The sequence below is a fragment of the Burkholderia sp. BCC0097 genome (genome assembly GCF_902832985.1).
Classification (GTDB): domain Bacteria; phylum Pseudomonadota; class Gammaproteobacteria; order Burkholderiales; family Burkholderiaceae; genus Burkholderia; species Burkholderia orbicola.
This window is the reverse complement of the sequence record NZ_CADFDM010000007.1, coordinates 451,227-468,924: the sequence shown is the minus strand read 5'-3', so window position 1 is coordinate 468,924 and position 17,698 is coordinate 451,227. Positions and strand designations below refer to the sequence as shown.

The window sequence follows — 17,698 nt, the reverse complement described above, 5'->3', positions numbered from 1 at the left end:
GTATCACGTCGAACAAGAAACGACCGGGACTGCCCGATGAAGACTAGCACACGGCATCGCGGCCGCATGAGCGCGTCACGCCGCCTGCTGCTGGTACTGGATACGGTGCAGGTGCGCGTAGAGGCCGCCGTGGCGCAGCAGTTCATCGTGGCTGCCCTCCTCGACGATCTTGCCGGCCTCGAGCACGAGGATGCGGTCCGCGCGCTCGATCGTCGACAGCCGGTGCGCGATCACCAGCGTCGTGCGGCCTTCCATCAGCCGCTCGAGCGCCGCCTGCACGTGGCGCTCCGACTCCGAATCGAGCGCCGACGTCGCTTCGTCGAGGATCAGGATCGGCGCGTCCTTGTAGATCGCGCGCGCAATCGCGAGCCGCTGGCGCTGGCCGCCGGACAACCGCATCCCGTTGCCGCCGACCAGCGTATCGAGCCCGTCGGGCATCGCGGCGACCGCATCGGCGAGGTTCGCCGCCTCGAGCGCGGCCTGCACGCGCGCGCGGTCGGGCGTCTGCCCGTAGGCGACGTTCGCGGCGATCGTGTCGTTGAACAGCACGACGTCCTGGCTGACCATCGCCATCTGGCTGCGCAGCGCGTGGAGATCGTAGTCGGCAACCGGCACGCCGTCGACCAGGATCGTGCCGTCCGTCGGGTCGAAGAAGCGCGGCAGCAGGTTCACGAGCGTCGTCTTGCCGCTGCCGGACGGGCCGGCCAGCGCGATCATTTCACCGGGCGCGACCTTGAACGAGATGCGGTCGAGCGTCGGCCGTTCGGCCGCGCCGTAGTCGAACGACACGGCGCGGAACTCGATCTCGCCGCGCGCCTGCGACAGCGGCCGCCCGCCGCCCTGCGGCTCGGCCGGCTCGTCGATCAGCCCGAAGATCAGCTCGGCGGCCGTCATCCCGCGCTGCAGCGGCTGGTTGACGTCGATCAGGTGCTTGAGCGGCGAGATCACCAGCAGCATCGACGTGACGAACGCGACGAAACCGCCGACCGTCGTCTGGTCGTTCGACGACTGCACGACCGCGATCGTGATCACGACCGCGAGCGCGATCGACGCGAGGAACTGCGTGAGCGGCTGCGCAAGGCCGCCCGAGATCGTCATGCGCATCGCGTAGCCGCGCAGGCGCTTGCTCATCGTCGTGAAGCGGTCCATCTCGTACGCTTCGCCGTTGTGCACCTTGACGACCTTGTAGCCGCCGACCGTCTCCTCGACGATGTACGACAGCTCGTTGGTCAGCGTCTGGTGCTCGCGGTTCAGGCGGCGCAGCCGGCGGTTGATCTTGCTGACGAGCCAGCCGATGCCCGGCAGGATCACCGCGACGATCAGCGTGAGCCGCCAGTTCAGGTAGAACAGGTAGCCGAGCAGGAAGATCACCGTCAGCGAATCGCGCACGAGCGTGACCATCACGCCCGTCAGCACGGACAGGATCTGGTTGACCTCGAATACGATCGCGTTGATCACCGTGCTCGCGGTTTCGCGCTGGAAGAACGACGCGCCGGTATGGAGCATCCGCTGGAACATCTCGAGCCGCAGCTGCAGCAGGATGCGGTTCGATACGTAGTTGAGCAGGTAATTCGATGCGTACTGCGACACGCCGCGCACCAGCGCGAGGCCGATCACCGCGATCGGCACGTACCATTTCGCGTTGTCGCTGCCGTGCGAGCCGAAACCGTGGTCGAGCAGCGGCTTGAGCAGTGCCGGGATACCGGCCTCGGTGGCCGCGACGACACCCATCGTCACCACGGCGAGCACCACGATGCCGATGAGCGGCCGGATGTACGGCCACAGGCGCTTGAGGACCGTCACCGGCGAGGTGCCGGTGCCGTCCATCGGTTTGCGAAGAGTGTTCTGGGTTTCCAAGGCAATCCTTCTTGAGCCGCGATGCGGCGCCCGGCACGTGGCCGCCCGGGTGTGCGCCCTGTCGGGCGGGTGCCGAAAAGGGCTCAACATTATAGCTGCACCGCCCTCGCCGGCACGGCCGTTGTCGAGGCGGCCCGCAGCCGGGCCGCAGGTATACTGCCGCTCACCGTTTTCTCCGCCTTTCCGACGATTTCATGGCTGAACCCACCCTCGGCGTCGCCCTCATCGCCCTCAACGCATCCGCGCGGCTCGCGCAGTGTCTCGATGCGCTGTCGTTCGCCGACGATGTCGTCGTCGTCGACGGCGGCAGCACCGACGATACCGTCGCGATCGCGCAGGCGCACGGCGCACGCGTGATCGTCGAGCGCGACTGGCCGGGCTTCGGCCCGCAGAAGAACCGCGCGCTCGACGCGCTCGGCACCGACTGGATCCTGTCGCTCGATACCGACGAAATCGTCACGCCGGAACTCGCGCGCTCGATCCGCGACGCGATCCGCGCGCCGGCCGCGCAGGTCTATGCACTCGACCGGCTGTCGAGCTTCTGCGGCCAGTGGATCCATCACAGCGGCTGGTATCCGGACTGGGTGCCGCGGCTGTTCCGGCGCGGCACCGCGCGGTTCTCGGACGACCTCGTGCACGAGCGCCTCGTGTTCGATACGGCCGCGCAGCGCCTGGCCGGCAAGCTGATGCACTACTCGTACGAGGATTTCGAAACGGTCGTGCGCAAGCTCGACGCGTATTCGACGGCCGGCGCGCGCCAGCGCCGCGCGGCCGGTCAGCGCGGCGGCTTCGGCAAGGCGCTCGGCCGCGGCGCGTGGGCGTTCGTGCGCACCTACGTGCTGCGGCGCGGGTTCCTCGACGGTCGCGCGGGCTTCATGATCGCGGTGTTCAACGCGGAAACCGTGTACTACCGCTTCCTGAAGCTCGGTCACGAACCGGTACGCTAGGGCCTGTTCGCGCGAATAACGGGCTTGGAACGTGCCCTGGGCGAGCGCCCGGCGCACGGCCGGCCCGGCGTTACAATGCCGGGTTGCGCGCACCGCACGTGCCCGCCCGAGCGGTTGCGCCGCGCGCCGCCCGCCACGACGACCACCGAATTCCGACCACCATGTTCTCCATCATCATTCCGACCTGGAACAACCTGCCGTACCTCAAGCTCGTCGTCGACAGCCTGCGCCGGCACTCCGCGTACGACCACCAGATCATCGTGCACGTGAACGACGGCTCGGACGGCACGCTCGACTGGGTGCGCAACGAAGGAATCGAGCACACCGCGTCGCCGGCCAACATCGGCATCTGCCATGCGGTCAACCTGGCCGCCGCGCGGGCCACGCGCGACTACGTCGTCTACATGAACGACGACATGTTCTGCTGCCCGGGCTGGGACACGGCGCTCGTGCGCCGCATCGAACAGATGCCGACCGACCTGTTCATGCTGTCGGGCACGATGGTCGAGCCGGTCGACACGCGCAATCCGTGCGTGGTCGTCAGCAATTTCGGCCGCGACGCCGAGCAATTCGACGCGGCCGGCCTGGTCGCCGCGACCCCGAAGCTGGCACGCCCGGACTGGCTCGGCTCGACCTGGCCGCCGACGCTCGTGCACCGCGACTGGTGGAACCGCATCGGCGGCTACAGCAGCGAGCTGTCGCCGGGCATGAGCAGCGACAACGACTTCTCGATGAAATTCTGGGACGCCGGCTGCCGGATTTTCATCGGCGTCGGCGACAGCCTCGTGTACCACTTCCAGCAGAAGAGCACCGGCAAGATCGTCAAGAACGACGGCCGCCGCCAATTCCTGAACAAATGGGGCATGACCCAGGCGACGTTCGACCGCTACTACCTGCATCGCGGCGAGCCGGTCGGCACGCAGATCGCGCTCGATACGCCGGCTGTGGAAGGCCGTCTCAAACGGGCGCTGTTGCGCTCGCGGCTCAAGCGCGCATTCAGCTGATCGGACCCCAAAAACCGCACGGAAAGCCGTCCCGCTTCGCGTATACTGCGCCGTTCGTCCCGGCTCTCTCGCCGGGATGCGCGACGCGGCACGGTGCACGATGTCCGCGAGCCGCATTCGTCCATACGACAGGTTCCGATGCTTTCGTTTTCCGCTCCCGCCACGCGGCGCCTGACCGCCGCCCGCGCCTTCGCCGTCGCCGCGCTCTGCATGGTGCCCGTCTCGACGGCGCTGACCAACGTGTTCTGCGGGCTGTTCGCCGTGGCGCTCGTGATTTCCCCCGAATTCTGGCGCGACCTGCGCTCGTTCGTCACCGACCCGGCTTCGCTCGCGGCACTGCTGATTCTGGCCGCGCTGGCCGTGAGCGTTGCCTACACGGTCGCGCCGCATGACAAGGCGTGGAACTGGGTCGCGAAGTACGACAAGCTGCTGCTGCTGCCGTTCGCCGTGCTCGCGTTCCGTCATTCGAACTGGGCGCCGATCGTGCGGCGCTGCTGGTTCGGCACGCTGTGCGTGATTCTGCTGCTGTCGACCACCAACTACCTCGGGCTGACCGCGATCGGGCCGGCGCATGCGACCCAGTTGCCGCTGTCGCGCGCGTGGGTGTTCAAGAACCACATCGCGGCCGGCATGTTCGGCGCGCTGCTCTTCTACCAGGCAGCTGATCTCGCGCTGGCGACCCGCGCGCGGCTGTCCCGTGTCGCCTATGCAGGCATCGCCGTGTGGTCGCTCGTCAACGTGTTCGTGATGCTGCAGGGGCGCACCGGGCAGGTCATCGCGCTGTTGCTGATCCTCGTCGTCGCGGTGCGCTTCGTGCTGTTGCTGCGCCGGCAATCGGCGGTGCGGGCAGGCCTCGCCGCCGGCGTGCTCGTATTGGCAGGCGTCGCGCTTGTGGTTGCCGCGTGTACGGTTCAGAACGGCCGGCTGACGAAAGTCGTAACGGAAGTGCAGCAATATCGGCAGAGCGATGCGGCCACGTCGACCGGGCTGCGCCTCGAGTGGTACAAAAAGGGACTCGAGCTGTTTCGCCAGCGCCCCGTGATCGGTTACGGCGCGGGCGGCCTCGAATCCGAATTCGAGAAGCTCTCGGCCGGCAAGACGGCAGCCGAAGGCCAGCTCACGTCGAACCCGCACAACGAATATTTGCTGATGGCCGTGCAGCTCGGCACGGTCGGCCTGCTGCTGTTCGTCAACCTGATCGTGCAGATCGCGCGCGGCAGCCGCGCGCTCGATCCGCGCTCGCGACACCTGCTGCTCGCGTGGCTCGCGATCTTCGCGATCGGCAGTCTCGCGAATTCGCTGCTGCTGGATTTCGCCGAAGGGCACCTGATCGTGCTGCTGGCCGGCATCCTGCTCGGTTGCGGCGAACGCAGCGAAGCGCTGCCGCGCGAAACATCGGCGATCCGGCGCAGCGTGTAACGCACGCCAGCCTACGTTCCGCTGCCTCGCCCACCGGTTCGACAGCAGCGGACATCCGCCGTCGATGCCGGAGAGCCGTGCGGCTCTGAGCGAAACAAACTCCTGCCGACGAAGAAAGGCACGCGTCAGTCGGACCCGGCACGGCGCAGCCGCGACGTGTCGACGATCACGTCGGCCGGCCCCGGCGGATTCAGCCCCAACATCTCGGCTGCCGCGGCCTTCACGCGCTGCGCATCCAGATGGACGAGGCAGTCGCTGCGACTGTCGACGTGACGCTCGCAGCCTTCGTGGCGGCACGGCACGCAATCTCCCTCCCCCTGCAACAGCCACACGTTTGCGTGCCGCCCCGAGCCGCGCAGCGCCCACGGATTCTCGGTCGCAGGCCAGTGCTGCGGCCACGGCCCCCAGCGCACGGGGTCGGACGGCCCGAACAGTGCAATCGTGTCGGTGCCCGTCGCGGCCGCGACGTGCGTCGCGCCGGTGTCGGGCCCGATGAAGAGCCGTGCGCGCCGCACGAGCTCCGCGCTCTCGCCGAACGTCAGGCGGCCGACCAGGTTCAGCACGTCGCCGCCCGCCTCGGTCGCGACTTGCTCCGCATACTCGCGCTCGCGATCGGCCGGGCCGCCCGACAGCGCGACCGCGAAACCCTGCTCGCGCAGCCAGCCGATCATTTCGACCCAGCCGTCGAGCCGCCATTGCTTGTAACGGAACATCGGATATGGATGCAGCACGACCAGCGGCTTGCCGGCGCGGACCGCCGGCGACTCGGCGAGCCACGCGTCGAAACGCGCGCGCCGCGCCGGATCATCGCCGATGCCGGGCGCGACGACCTCGGACACCGGCTCGATGCCGAGCACCGGCGCGAGTGCCAGCGTACTGACGACCGTATGGGCAGATTCGTGGTGATTGATCGCGATCCCGTTCAGCATCATCCGCGTAAGCCACGTGACGCGATTCGGGTCGACGAGGCCGACCCGCTTGCGGCCGGCGAACCAGCTATAGAAACGCGGCCGGTCGGAACTCAGCGCCGCGCATGCGAGATCGTAGCGGCGCCACATCGACAGCGCGTCGCGCAGCCGCTCGCCAAATCCCGCGCGCTGCGCGACCACGATCACGCGCCGCACGTCCGGATTGTGCTCGAGCACGCCCTCGGTGCCGCGAAACACCAGCATGTCGATCTGCGCGTCGGGCCAGCGGGCCTTCAGCGACCGTACGAGCGGGGTCGTCAACAGTACGTCGCCGATACGGCGCGGCGCGGCAACGAGGATGGTTCTGGGCGGACGGGCGGAAGAAAACAGGGCCACGGCGATCGTCTGGCTGGCTGAACAAGGCTGGCAATGTACAGGATTTTGCAGCAGCCGGCGCGGCGTCGCGCGCCGGCGATGGAAGCGGCCACGATGCGGCCCGATCGTGACGTGTTGCGCGGTACGCGAGCGCGTGCCGCGCTACGAAGCAATCGTCGCGATCGCGGGCGCCGTGGCGGCGGCCGGCTGCACGCGTGCCGTGGCGGCCGGCGCTTCGTCGCGTTGGCCCGCCTGCGACAGCAGGTGGCGCACCGCACGCTCGACCGCATCGACACCGATCGCATCGACGGTCCGACCCGCGCGCAGGATCACGTGCGGCACGCCTATCGGATGCCAGCGCAGGTATTTCTCGGGACGGTCCTCGAACAGGGCGGCCACCGGTACGCCGAGCGCCGACGCAAGATGAACGGGCGCGCTGTCCGCCGAGACGATCGCATCGAGCAGGCTCGCGGCCGCCACGAGATCGGCGACCGACGACGGCGCGACATGCCGCGCATTCACGTCGCGCCATCCCTCGTCCTCGATGGCCTGACCGATGGCCGGATCGCGAAACACGATCACATCCGCGACGGGTGCAAGCCGCTCGCCGAGGTCGCGCCAGCGGTCGGCGGGCCAGCGACGCTCGACCGCCTTGTTCGACACGAACAGCCCGACGCGCGGCTTCGTGCGCGCGCCGAGCAGGCGATGCCACGCTTCCTGCCGCGCACGATCGGGATGGACCGACAGTTCGAGGCGATCGAGCTCGGCGCAGCCGAGTTCGGGGACCAAGCGGAAACCCGACAACGCCTCGTGGCACATCGGCCGCTGCGCGACATGCTCGGGCTTGCGATCGTCGAATTCGGTCTCGGCATCGTGCCAGCGGCAATCCTTCGCGCGGAGTTGACGCGCAAACTGCATGCTGCTGCGATGCATGCCGCCGTTCGGCACGATCACGAGGTCGAACCGCAAGCGGCGCAGGCGGCGCACGAGTCGCAACCGGTCGAAGAATGCGCGCATCCGCCCGGGGCGGTCGTTGCGCTCGCACTGGCGGCTGTACACGTAGGTGTGGATCGTGTGCACGTCCGGGTTTCCGGCCAGCGCGGCCGCGTTGTAGCGGTTCGCGACCACATGCAGCTCCGCGCCCGGCCAGCGCGCCTTCAGTGCGCGGAGAAACGCCGTCGTGCACAGCATGTCGCCCAGAAAATCAATCCGGATCACGAGGATCCGCTGCGTCGGGTTCCCATTGGCCATGGTCATGTGGTGACAATCCGTTTTTATCGTCGTGACGGGCCGTTCCACGGCATCCTGATCCGCGGGCCTGCGCTGCCGCAGGTCGCCGCACGCCGCATCGATCCGCCCCTGTTTACGCGCGCACTGCCGGCGCCGCTCGCCGTGCGAACCCGCGGCAGGCGCCGCGTTCGGACGGTTAGCGCGGGATTGTATAGCGTCCGGATGGCAAGCCCAAGCGCCCGATTACCCTTGCACCACGTAAAAACGGCCCGCCGCACCGCACGATGGCGATGCGACGGGCCGCCCATGCGCGACAGCCGTGGAAGCAGGGCGCGGTCAGTACGTGATTTCGACGACGCTGCCGTCGAACGCCGCACGCAGCTCCGCCAGCAGCACGTCGCTCGGCTTCACGCGCCACGCGTCGCCCAGACGCATTTCGCCTTGCGCGCGCGCGTTGCTGTAGTGGATCTGTACCGCAAGCCCGTTCGGCAGCGGCGCCTGCGGGCGGCGCCCGCCATCGCGGCCACCGCCGCGCGGCGCGGGCGCGTCGATCACGTTCGCGGCGGCCGGATCGTCCTTCGACACGTGCGGCTCGAGCACGCGGCGCAGCGCGAGCGCGTCGGCGTTGCCGTTCATCGTCAGCCGGACGGCCTGCGCGTAGCGGCTGCGCGCGCGTTCGAGATCCATCACGGTATCGGCCGTGAAGCGAATACCGCCGGTGAACGCGTCGTTGCGCGCCTGCCCCTGCACGATCAGCAGTTCGTCTTCCTTGAACAGCGCCTTGTTCGCCTCGAACTGTTCGTTGAAGATCGTGATCTCGCACTGGCCCGTGCCGTCGTCGAGCAGCGCGATCAGCATCTTGCCGCGCTGGGTCATCTGCGTGCGCAGCGACGCGATGATGCCGGCGACGAGCTTGTCGCGCCCTTCCTTCAGGTCACCGACCTTCTGCCGCACGAAGCGGCGCACTTCGTCGCGATACGCATCGAACAGATGGCCGGACAGGTAGAAGCCGAGCGCGGCCTTTTCTTCCTGCAAACGTCGCTTGTCGTCCCACGCGGGCTCGTCGACGAGCGCATGCGCATGCGGCGACTCGGCGCCCATGTCGAACAGGCCGGCCTGCATCGCGTTCGCTTCGGCCTGGTCGGCCGCTTCCATCGCGAGCGGCACCGACGCGATCAACTGCGCACGGTTCGGGTTCAGCGAATCGAACGCACCGGCGCGGATCAGCGCCTCGACCGTGCGGCGGTTGACGACGCGCCGGTCGATCCGCTCGCAGAAATCGAACAGGTCGGTGAACGCCTTTTCCTCTCGCGCACGCAGGATTTCCTCGATCGCATTCTGGCCGCTGCCCTTCACCGCGCCGAGGCCGTAGCGGATCGTGCGCGAGCGCTTGCCGTCGGCTTCCGCGACCGGCTCGAACCGGTAATGCGACTGGTTGATGTCCGGCGGCAGCACGGCGAGGTTGTTCACGACGCAGTCGTCGAACAGGATCTTCACCTTGTCGGTGTCGTCCATCGCGAGCGTCATGTTGGCCGCCATGAATTCGGCCGGATGATGCGCCTTCAGCCACGCGGTGTAATACGCGAGCAGCGCATATGCGGCCGCGTGCGACTTGTTGAAGCCGTAGCCCGCGAACTTCTCCATCAAGTCGAAGATCTCGTCGGACTTCTCGCGCGTGAGGCCGTTCTTCGCCGCACCCTCGGCGAAAATCTCGCGGTGCTTGGCCATCTCCTCGGGCTTCTTCTTGCCCATCGCGCGACGCAGCAAATCGGCGCCGCCGAGCGAGTAGCCGCCGATGATCTGCGCCATCTGCATCACCTGCTCCTGATAGACCATGATGCCGTAGGTCTCTTTCAGAACGGGTTCGACGCGCGGATCCGGATAGTCGACCTTCTCGCGCCCGTGCTTGCGCGCGCAGAAGCTCGGAATCAGGTCCATCGGGCCCGGACGGTACAACGACACGAGCGCGATGATGTCCTCGAAGCGGTCGGGCTGCGCATCCTTCAGCATGCCCTGCATCCCGCGGCTTTCCAGCTGGAACACCGCGACCGTGTTCGCCTTCTTCAGGATCTGGAACGAGGCCGGATCGTCGAGCGGCACCTGCGCGAGCGACCAGTCGGCCTTCGACGGATCGAGGCGGCGGATGTAGCGCTCGGCCCAGTCGAGGATCGTCAGCGTCGTGAGGCCCAGAAAGTCGAACTTCACGAGGCCGACGGCTTCGACGTCGTCCTTGTCGTACTGGCTGACCACGCCGCCGTCGTCGCCTTGCGTGTACAGCGGGCAAAAGTCGGTCAGCTTGCCGGGCGCAATCAGCACGCCGCCCGCGTGCATCCCGACGTTACGCGTGAGACCCTCGACGCGCTGCGCGAGGTCCAGCAGCTGGTGAACTTCGTCCTCGTGGTCGTAGCGCTCCTGCAGCTGCGGCTCTTCCTTCATCGCGTCGGCAATCGTCACATGCTTGCCGGGCTTGAACGGAATCAGCTTCGCGATGCCGTCGGTGAACATGTAGCCGAGGTCGAGCACGCGACCGATGTCGCGCACGGCCGCCTTCGCGGCCATCGTGCCGAACGTGGCGATCTGCGAGACGGCGTCCGCGCCGTACTTCTCCTTCACGTACTGGATCACGCGATCGCGGCCGTGCTGGCAGAAGTCGATGTCGAAGTCGGGCATCGACACGCGTTCCGGGTTCAGGAAGCGCTCGAACAGCAGGTTGTAGCGCAGCGGATCGAGGTCGGTAATGCCGAGCGCGTACGCGACCAGCGAGCCGGCGCCCGAGCCGCGGCCCGGGCCGACCGGCACGCCGTTGTTCTTCGCCCAGTTGATGAAGTCCGCGACGATCAGGAAGTAGCCGGGAAAGCCCATCTTCGTGATGGTCCCGCACTCGAATTCGAGGCGCTTGTAGTACGTGTCGCGCTGCGCGTCGCGCTCGGCCTCGACCGGATACAACTGCGCGAGACGGGCCTCGAGCCCTTCCTTCGACAACTGGACCAGGTAGTCGTCGAGCGACATGCCGTCCGGCGTCGGGAACAGCGGCAGTTTCGGCTTGCCGAGCTCGAGCTTCAGGTTGCAGCGCTTCGCGATCTCGACCGTGTTCGCGATCGCCGACGGCAGGTCGGCGAACAGCGCGGCCATCTCGTCCTGCGTGCGGAAATACTGGTCGGTCGTGAAACGCTTCTGGCGCCGCGGATTCGCGAGGATGTCGCCTTCCGAAATGCACACGCGCGCCTCGTGCGCGGTGAAATCGTCGTCGGTCATGAACTGCGTCGGGTGCGTCGCGACGACCGGCAGCTTCAGCGACGCGGCGAGCGCCGCCGCCTGCTGGATGTACGCCTCGGCGCCGGGCTGCCCGTAACGCTGCAGCTCGATGTAGAAGCCGCCCGGAAACACCCGCGCCCAGCGCTCGGCGTGACGGCGCGCGGCTTCTTCGTTGCCCGCGGCCAGCGCAAGGCCGATATCGCCCTGTTGCGCGCCCGACAGCGCGAGCAGCCCCTGCGCGAGCTCGCCGTCGAGCCAGCTCGCGTCGAGTTCCGCGCGGCCGCGGTACTGGTTCGTGAGCCACGCCTTCGACAGCAGCTCGCAGAGATTCAGGTAACCGACCTTGTCCTTGACCAGCAGCAGCAATCGCGACGGCTTGTCGCGGTCGTCCGGATTGGCAATCCAGACGTCGCAGCCGGCGATCGGCTTGATGCCCTTGCCGCGGGCTTCCTGGTAGAAACGAACGAGGCCGAACGCGTTGCCGAGATCGGTGAGCGCGAGCGCGCCCTGACCGTCCGCGGCCGCCGCCTTGACGATGTCGTCAATGCGCACGATGCCGTCGGCAATCGAGAATTCGGAGTGAACGCGAAGATGGACGAAGCGAGGATCTGACATGGGCGCTATTGTAGCCGCCCCGCCGCGCGGGCTGCCCAAAAAATGCCCGCTTTGGCCGTTCGGCCGATGCACGCGGCGACGCGTCGCGCGGTTGGCCGATCGGCCAGGTACCGATGCCCGCGCCGTTTGCGGGATAATACGGTTTTTCGAATCAACGCCCCGGCTTCGCACCCTTTTTTGCGGGCCGCCGTGCGGCCGTTTTCCCGTCGGACCATCATGACCATCGTCAACCTCGCCGCCTACCACTTCGTATCGCTCGACGCGAACGAGCAATGGCGCCCGCTCGTCACCGCCCGCTGCAACGAACTCGGCCTGCGCGGCACGATCCTGCTCGCGCCGGAAGGCATCAACCTGTTCGTCGCCGGCACGCGCGAAGCCACCGACGCGTTCATCGCGTACATCCGCCACGATCCGCTGTTCGAAGGCAAGTTCGCGACGCTGCAGTTCAAGGAAAGCCTGTCCGACTCGCAGCCGTTCCGCCGCATGCTCGTGCGCCTGAAGCGCGAGATCATCACGATGAAGAAGCCCGCGATCAAGCCGGAACTCGGCCGCGCGCCGTTCGTCGATGCGCGCACGCTGAAGGCGTGGCTCGACCGCGGCCACGACGATGCGGGCCGGCCGGTCGTGATGCTCGACACGCGCAATGCGTTCGAAGTCGACGTCGGCACGTTCGACAACGCGCTCGACTACCGGATCGACAAGTTCAGCGAATTCCCCGAAGTGATCGATGCAAACCGCGCCGACCTCGAAGGCAAGACGGTCGTGTCGTTCTGCACCGGCGGCATCCGCTGCGAAAAGGCCGCGATCCACATGAAGGAAATCGGCATCGACAACGTGTACCAGCTCGAAGGCGGCATTCTGAAGTACTTCGAGGAAGTCGGCGGCGCGCACTATCACGGCGACTGCTTCGTGTTCGACTACCGCACCGCGCTGAATCCGCAACTCCAGCCCACCGAGAACGTCACGTGCTTCGCGTGCCGCGCGGTCGTCACGCCGGACGCCCAACAATCACCGAGCTACGTGCCCGGCAAGTCGTGCCCGGCCTGCGCGCAGGCAGCCAGCGCCGCGTAACGGCGCGCCGCACCGCGCACCGCCGATGAACCCCGGCTATCGCGGCCGCTTCGCGCCGTCACCCACCGGCCCGCTGCACTTCGGCTCGCTGGTAGGCGCGCTCGCTAGCTGGCTCGACGCACGCGCGCACGGCGGCACATGGCTCGTGCGCATCGAGGATCTCGACGGCCCGCGCACGGTGCCCGGCGCGGCCGACGACATCCTCGCGACCCTCGCGCATTTCGGCATGACGCCCGACGAGCCGCCCGTCTGGCAGAGCACGCGCGACGCAGCCTACACGGCCACGCTCGAGCGGCTCGTCGCGGCGGGGCTCGTCTATCCGTGCGGCTGCACGCGCAAGGAAATCGCCGATTCGCTGCGCGCCGCCCATGAACGCCACACGACGCTCGCGTATCCGGGCACCTGTCGCACCGGCCTGCACGGCAAGCCCGCGCGCGCATGGCGGCTGCGCGTGCCGGACGGATGCGACGCGGTCGTCACGTTCGACGACCGCTGGCAGCACACACAATCGCAGAATCTCGCGACCGAAGTGGGCGATTTCGTGCTGAAACGCGCGGACGGCCAATGGGCGTATCAGCTCGCGGTCGTCGTCGACGATGCCGATGCAGGCATCACGCACGTCGTGCGCGGCGCGGACCTGCTCGACTCGACCGCGCGCCAGATCTACCTGCAGCGCTGCCTCCGCGTGCCGACGCCCGAGTACCTGCACGTGCCGGTCGTCGTCGATGCGAACGGCGAAAAGCTCAGCAAGCAGACGGGCGCGACGGCGCTCGAACGCAACGATCCGCTGCCGGCGCTGCAGGCCGCGGCCACGCATCTCGGCCTGGCGAACGATGGCGAGCTACCCGGCCGGACGATCGACGCGTTCTACACGGCCGCGACCGATGCGTGGGCGCGTCGCTTCGGGCCGCGCGCCGGTTGAGTCGCTTGCAGGACACCCGCCCGTACCGACTTCGCCCCGGCATCCGCGAGCGTCGAGTCCGATCGCGTGAAAGCGTGACGAAAACCTGAGCGCCGCGCCGGTTGACGACACGGCGTCGAAAGCCCCTCCCCTGCGCGTCAAGCGATACTCCCTGCTGCACATCGCCCCGATCGCGTCGCCCAATGAAAAACGGGCACATGCTCATCGCATGCACCCGCTTGTCCGGCAGCGCTCACACGCCGCCCCGCCGCTCCGTCCAGCTTACGCCGACGGCTTGCGCGGCATCCCGAATCCACCGAGCAGCGCGGCAACCTGGCGCTTCGGCCCTTTCTTCTCGGGCTGCTGCGCGGGCTGAGCGTCGTCCGGCTGCTTCGCCGACGCCGACGGCTCGTACGGCTTCAGGAAGAAATCGTCGACCGGCGCTTCGTGGCGGCGATGATGGCCGCTGCGCTCGGGGCTGCCCGTCCGGCGACCCGCTGCGCCGCGGTGCTCGTCGCGTTCGCGCCGACCGCCGCGTTCGCCACCCCGTTCGCCACCGCGCTCGCTGTTGCGCTCGCCGCCACGTTCGTCGTGACGCTGGCGTGCCGGCTTGTCGATCGTGAGCGTCTGCACGTCGAGCGGACGCTTGATCAGCTTCTCGATATCGGCGAGCTGCTTGCGCTCGTTCGGGCTGCACAGCGACAGCGCGTCGCCCGTCGCACCCGCGCGGCCGGTACGGCCGATCCGGTGCACGTAGTCTTCCGCGCTGAACGGCAGGTCGAAGTTGATCACGGCCGGCAGCTCGGCGATGTCGAGGCCGCGCGCGGCCACGTCGGTCGCGACCAGCGCCTCGATCTCGCCGCGCTTGAACGCGTCGAGTGCCTGCATCCGCTCGATCTGCGTCTTGTCGCCATGAATCGCCGACGCGACCACGCCATCGCGTTCGAGATTGCGCGCGAGGCGGCTCGCGCCGATCTTGCTGTTGCAGAACACGATCACCTGCTTGAGGCCGCGATCGCGCAGCAATTGCACGACGGCCGCCTGCTTGTCGCCTTCGGCGACGTCGTAGACGATCTGCGTGACGTTCGCGTTCGTCGAGTTGCTGCGCGCGACCTCGATCGTCTGCGGGTTGCGCAGATAGGTCGACGCGAGCTTCTTGATTTCGCCCGAGAAGGTGGCGGAGAACAGCAGCGTCTGACGTTCCTTCGGCAGCAGGTTCAGGATGCGCTGCAGATCGGGCAGGAAGCCCATGTCGAGCATCCGGTCGGCTTCGTCGAGCACGAGGATCTGTACCTGGCCGAGGTTCGCCGTCTTCTGCTGCACATGGTCGAGCAGGCGGCCCGGCGTCGCGATCAGGATCTCGACGCCGCGGCGCAGTTCGGCCGATTGCGGGTTCATGTCGACGCCGCCGAACACCACCGCGCTGCGCAGCGGCGTGTGCTTCGCATAAGCGTGCACGTTCGCGGCGACCTGGTCGGCGAGTTCGCGCGTCGGCGTGAGGATCAGCGCCCGCACGGGGTGACGCGCCGGGGACGCGCTCGTGTTGGCCTGCGGCAGCAGACGCTGGATGATCGGCAGCGAGAAGCTCGCGGTCTTGCCGGTGCCCGTTTGCGCGGCGCCCATGACGTCGCGGCCGGCGAGCACGACCGGAATGGCCTGCGCCTGGATCGGCGTCGGCGTCGTATAGCCCTGCTCCACAATGGCTTTCAGGATATCGGGGGCAAGGCCGAATTGATCGAAGGTTGCGTCGACGGGCTTGGCGACAGAATCGGACATGGTGGCGTTTCGCTCAAAAGGCGCGGCGGGGACATCGTGCGTCAGGCCGGCCGGGCCTGCGCTCATCACAATTCGGAAATAGACGGAGCCGCGGCGCGCCGCGCGGCGCCGCTCTGGTGCTTGGGACCGGTTCAATGCGAACGCTGGACGCCAGACCGTGCGGACTCCGTTCGGCGCGAATGCCGGCGGAAAGGGCCGTATTGTAGCACCGTGCGGGAATATGTCCGTGACAACGCCGCGAACGGCTGCGACAGCGGTTCGCGCGGCGGGCCTGCTCCGGCCCGTGCGGGCCGGCGGTTGGTCGATCGGGGTATCCGTATCGGCCGATGAACTCGATTGAGGGTTCGATCCGCAAGCCTCGCATCCGCATGCCCGCCATCCACCCGCGTACCGCGCTTTCAGCCCGACAGCCGATCAGCACGGCGAATGCGCTCCGCGATCGCGCCCGCCGCTCAGCCCTTCTTCTTTTTCTTCTCGACCTGCACGCAGTCGCCCAGCAGCGGCGGCGACTTCGGGTCGGCGATCTCGTCGCGCAGCGTCGCTTCCTTGCCCTTCGTCCACCACGTATAGCGGCCGGCCTGGTAGCGCGCACCCGATGCCGACACCGTATCGACGAACAGCATCTGCTTGCCGTCGACCGGCACGAGCGCGAAGCTCTGGCCGTTGCCCGCGAGCCAGTACGACACGCGCACGGACTGCTTCTGGTTCGCGCACTGGTAGACGGCTTGCTGGCGCGCGTCGGCGTCGATCTCCTCGACGGTCAGTTGCGCGGCATGCGTGGCGGAAACGGCGGTGCCGGTGAGCGCAAGCGCGGCGAGGGTGTGGCGAATCATGCAGGTCCTCTCACGAGACGGGTGGAAAGCGCGCCCTCGCCGGGCGCGCGGTGATTGGTTTATAGGGAGGCTCGGCGGCTTGCCGGAATCAGGGATCGATCACATCCGCGCACGCATCGGTCGGCGCCGCGGCGACATGGCCGACGAGCGGCACGATCTTGAGTCCGGCCGATGCCACCCGGCACGGCGCGGCCGCGAGGCCGCAGCCCGCGAGACTCGCGACGAGCGCCAGCGCGACGCACAGCTTTCCGATACGCAACGCTCTCGACGCCATCGTCCTCTCCTCGTTCCGTCAGCGCGCCGACACGGGCCGGACGGCCGCGGCCGCACGCTTCGCGCGTTCGCGGGCTTCGTCGACGGTCGCGCCGGTCGCCAGCGCGACGCCCATGCGCCGCTTCGCAAAACTTTCCGGCTTGCCGAACAGGCGCAGGTCCGCGCCCGGCACCGCGAGCGCGTCGCGCACGCCTTCGAACGCGATCCCGCGCTCATCGAGGCCGCCGTAGATCACCGCCGACGCAGCCGGCGTGCCGAGCGCCGGATCGACCGGCAGCCCGAGAATCGCCCGCGCGTGCAGCTCGAATTCCGACTGGCGCTGCGAGGCGAGCGTGACGAGGCCCGTATCGTGCGGCCGCGGGCTCACCTCGGAGAACCATACGTCGTCGCCGCGCACGAACAGCTCGACGCCGAACAGGCCGCGCCCGCCGAGCGCTTCGGTCACCTTGTGCGCGATCTCGCGCGATTTCTCGAGCGCCGCCGCGCTCATCGGCTGCGGCTGCCACGATTCGACATAGTCGCCCGCCACCTGCACGTGGCCGACCGGTTCGCAGAAGTAGGTACGCGTGTCGAGCGTCGCCGGGTCGATCGCGCGCACGGTCAGTTGCGTGATCTCGTAGTCGAAATCAACGAAGCCCTCGACGATCACGCGGCCGTGGTTCACTCGCCCGCCCGCCATCGCGTAGTCCCACGCGGGTTTCACGTCGGCGTCGGTCTTCACGACCGACTGCCCCTTGCCCGACGACGACATCACGGGCTTCACGACGCACGGCATGCCGATCTTCGCGACGGCCGCGCTGAATGCCTCGAACGAATCGGCGAACGCATACGGGGAAGTCGGCAGGCCGAGCTCCTCGGCCGCGAGCCGGCGGATCCCTTCGCGATTCATCGTGAGCTGCGTCGCGCGCGCGGTCGGGATCACCTCGGCGAGGCCGGCCGTCTCGATCGCCGCGAGCGCGTCGGTGGCGATCGCCTCGATCTCGGGGACGATCAGGTGCGGGCGCTCGGCCTCGACGATCGCCCGCAGCGCGGCCGGGTCCGTCATGTCGATCACGTGCGCGCGATGCGCGACCTGATGGCCGGGCGCGTCCGGATAGCGATCGACCGCAATGACTTCGACGCCGAGACGCTGCAACGCGATGATGACTTCCTTGCCGAGCTCGCCCGCGCCGAGCAGCATGACGCGCGTGGCCGAGGGCGAAAGCGGCGTACCGAGCCGCTGACCGATCTGCAT

At 68.1% G+C, this 17,698-nt stretch carries 13 protein-coding genes; 5 read left to right on the top strand and 8 right to left on the bottom strand.

The features are described from left to right. Positions 1-75: 75 nt before the first annotated feature. The gene (msbA, locus tag HWX07_RS25405) at positions 76-1,827 is read right to left on the bottom strand and encodes a lipid A export permease/ATP-binding protein MsbA (RefSeq protein ID WP_226210697.1); all 1,752 of its coding nucleotides are present in this window, start codon (positions 1,825-1,827) and stop codon (positions 76-78) included. Positions 1,828-2,051: 224 nt separating this feature from the next. Here msbA and HWX07_RS25400 point away from each other — a divergent pair, with 224 nt between their 5' ends. The 3 genes from HWX07_RS25400 (at position 2,052) to HWX07_RS25390 (ending at position 5,227) form a co-directional block, all read left to right on the top strand. Further along, positions 2,052-2,804 carry a glycosyltransferase family 2 protein gene (locus tag HWX07_RS25400; protein WP_012328934.1) on the top strand — a complete coding sequence of 251 codons (753 nt, stop codon included), beginning with the start codon at positions 2,052-2,054 and terminating at the stop codon, positions 2,802-2,804. A gap of 161 nt (positions 2,805-2,965) precedes the next feature. Further along, a complete protein-coding gene (locus HWX07_RS25395) occupies positions 2,966-3,808 on the top strand; it encodes a glycosyltransferase (RefSeq protein ID WP_175878098.1) in 843 nt (280 codons plus the stop codon). Positions 3,809-3,946: 138 nt separating this feature from the next. Beyond that, positions 3,947-5,227: an O-antigen ligase family protein gene (locus tag HWX07_RS25390; protein WP_175878097.1), complete on the top strand. Its 1,281-nt coding sequence runs from the start codon at positions 3,947-3,949 to the stop codon at positions 5,225-5,227. A 125-nt stretch (positions 5,228-5,352) separates the two neighbouring features. On the opposite strand, the gene HWX07_RS25385 is transcribed toward HWX07_RS25390, so the two are convergent. The 3 genes from HWX07_RS25385 to dnaE all read right to left on the bottom strand — a co-directional run bounded on the left by HWX07_RS25385 (position 5,353) and on the right by dnaE (position 11,610). Beyond that, on the bottom strand, positions 5,353-6,531 hold the full coding sequence (locus tag HWX07_RS25385; protein WP_175878096.1) for a glycosyltransferase family 9 protein: 1,179 nt from the start codon (positions 6,529-6,531) through the stop codon (positions 5,353-5,355). A gap of 141 nt (positions 6,532-6,672) precedes the next feature. Then, entirely contained in the window at positions 6,673-7,761 is a 1,089-nt protein-coding gene (locus tag HWX07_RS25380; protein ID WP_175878165.1) for a glycosyltransferase family 9 protein, read from the bottom strand. Between the two features lie 315 nt (positions 7,762-8,076). After that, complete coding sequence (gene dnaE, locus HWX07_RS25375; RefSeq protein WP_175878095.1) at positions 8,077-11,610, bottom strand: DNA polymerase III subunit alpha; 3,534 nt, start codon at positions 11,608-11,610, stop codon at positions 8,077-8,079. A gap of 216 nt (positions 11,611-11,826) precedes the next feature. On the opposite strand from dnaE, the gene HWX07_RS25370 reads away from it, so the two are divergent. Next, positions 11,827-12,681: a sulfurtransferase gene (locus HWX07_RS25370; RefSeq protein WP_175878094.1), complete on the top strand. Its 855-nt coding sequence runs from the start codon at positions 11,827-11,829 to the stop codon at positions 12,679-12,681. Between the two features lie 25 nt (positions 12,682-12,706). Next, the gene (gluQRS, locus tag HWX07_RS25365; RefSeq protein WP_175878093.1) at positions 12,707-13,603 is read left to right on the top strand and encodes a tRNA glutamyl-Q(34) synthetase GluQRS; all 897 of its coding nucleotides are present in this window, start codon (positions 12,707-12,709) and stop codon (positions 13,601-13,603) included. Between the two features lie 261 nt (positions 13,604-13,864). On the opposite strand, the gene HWX07_RS25360 is transcribed toward gluQRS, so the two are convergent. The 4 genes from HWX07_RS25360 to purT form a co-directional block, all read right to left on the bottom strand. After that, on the bottom strand, positions 13,865-15,424 hold the full coding sequence (locus HWX07_RS25360) for a DEAD/DEAH box helicase (protein WP_175878092.1): 1,560 nt from the start codon (positions 15,422-15,424) through the stop codon (positions 13,865-13,867). Between the two features lie 386 nt (positions 15,425-15,810). Continuing rightward, the gene (locus HWX07_RS25355) at positions 15,811-16,191 is read right to left on the bottom strand and encodes an MliC family protein (protein WP_175878091.1); all 381 of its coding nucleotides are present in this window, start codon (positions 16,189-16,191) and stop codon (positions 15,811-15,813) included. 88 nt (positions 16,192-16,279) lie between these two features. Beyond that, the gene (locus HWX07_RS25350; RefSeq protein WP_175878090.1) at positions 16,280-16,465 is read right to left on the bottom strand and encodes a DUF6726 family protein; all 186 of its coding nucleotides are present in this window, start codon (positions 16,463-16,465) and stop codon (positions 16,280-16,282) included. A gap of 18 nt (positions 16,466-16,483) precedes the next feature. Beyond that, positions 16,484-17,698 (bottom strand): formate-dependent phosphoribosylglycinamide formyltransferase, encoded by a 1,215-nt coding sequence (gene purT, locus HWX07_RS25345; protein WP_175782795.1) that lies wholly within the window; start codon positions 17,696-17,698, stop codon positions 16,484-16,486.

Bases quoted from the DNA above. Each gene is read 5' to 3' on its own strand.
- msbA (WP_226210697.1), bottom strand. From the start codon at position 1,827: ATGGACGGCACCGGCACCTCGCCGGTGACGGTCCTCAAGCGCCTGTGG.
- HWX07_RS25400 (WP_012328934.1), top strand. From the start codon at position 2,052: ATGGCTGAACCCACCCTCGGCGTCGCCCTCATCGCCCTCAACGCATCC.
- HWX07_RS25395 (WP_175878098.1), top strand. From the start codon at position 2,966: ATGTTCTCCATCATCATTCCGACCTGGAACAACCTGCCGTACCTCAAG.
- HWX07_RS25390 (WP_175878097.1), top strand. From the start codon at position 3,947: ATGCTTTCGTTTTCCGCTCCCGCCACGCGGCGCCTGACCGCCGCCCGC.
- HWX07_RS25380 (WP_175878165.1), bottom strand. From the start codon at position 7,761: ATGGCCAATGGGAACCCGACGCAGCGGATCCTCGTGATCCGGATTGAT.
- dnaE (WP_175878095.1), bottom strand. From the start codon at position 11,610: ATGTCAGATCCTCGCTTCGTCCATCTTCGCGTTCACTCCGAATTCTCG.
- HWX07_RS25370 (WP_175878094.1), top strand. From the start codon at position 11,827: ATGACCATCGTCAACCTCGCCGCCTACCACTTCGTATCGCTCGACGCG.
- gluQRS (WP_175878093.1), top strand. From the start codon at position 12,707: ATGAACCCCGGCTATCGCGGCCGCTTCGCGCCGTCACCCACCGGCCCG.
- HWX07_RS25360 (WP_175878092.1), bottom strand. From the start codon at position 15,424: ATGAGCGCAGGCCCGGCCGGCCTGACGCACGATGTCCCCGCCGCGCCT.
- HWX07_RS25355 (WP_175878091.1), bottom strand. From the start codon at position 16,191: ATGATTCGCCACACCCTCGCCGCGCTTGCGCTCACCGGCACCGCCGTT.
- HWX07_RS25350 (WP_175878090.1), bottom strand. From the start codon at position 16,465: ATGGCGTCGAGAGCGTTGCGTATCGGAAAGCTGTGCGTCGCGCTGGCG.
- purT (WP_175782795.1), bottom strand. From the start codon at position 17,698: ATGCAGATCGGTCAGCGGCTCGGTACGCCGCTTTCGCCCTCGGCCACG.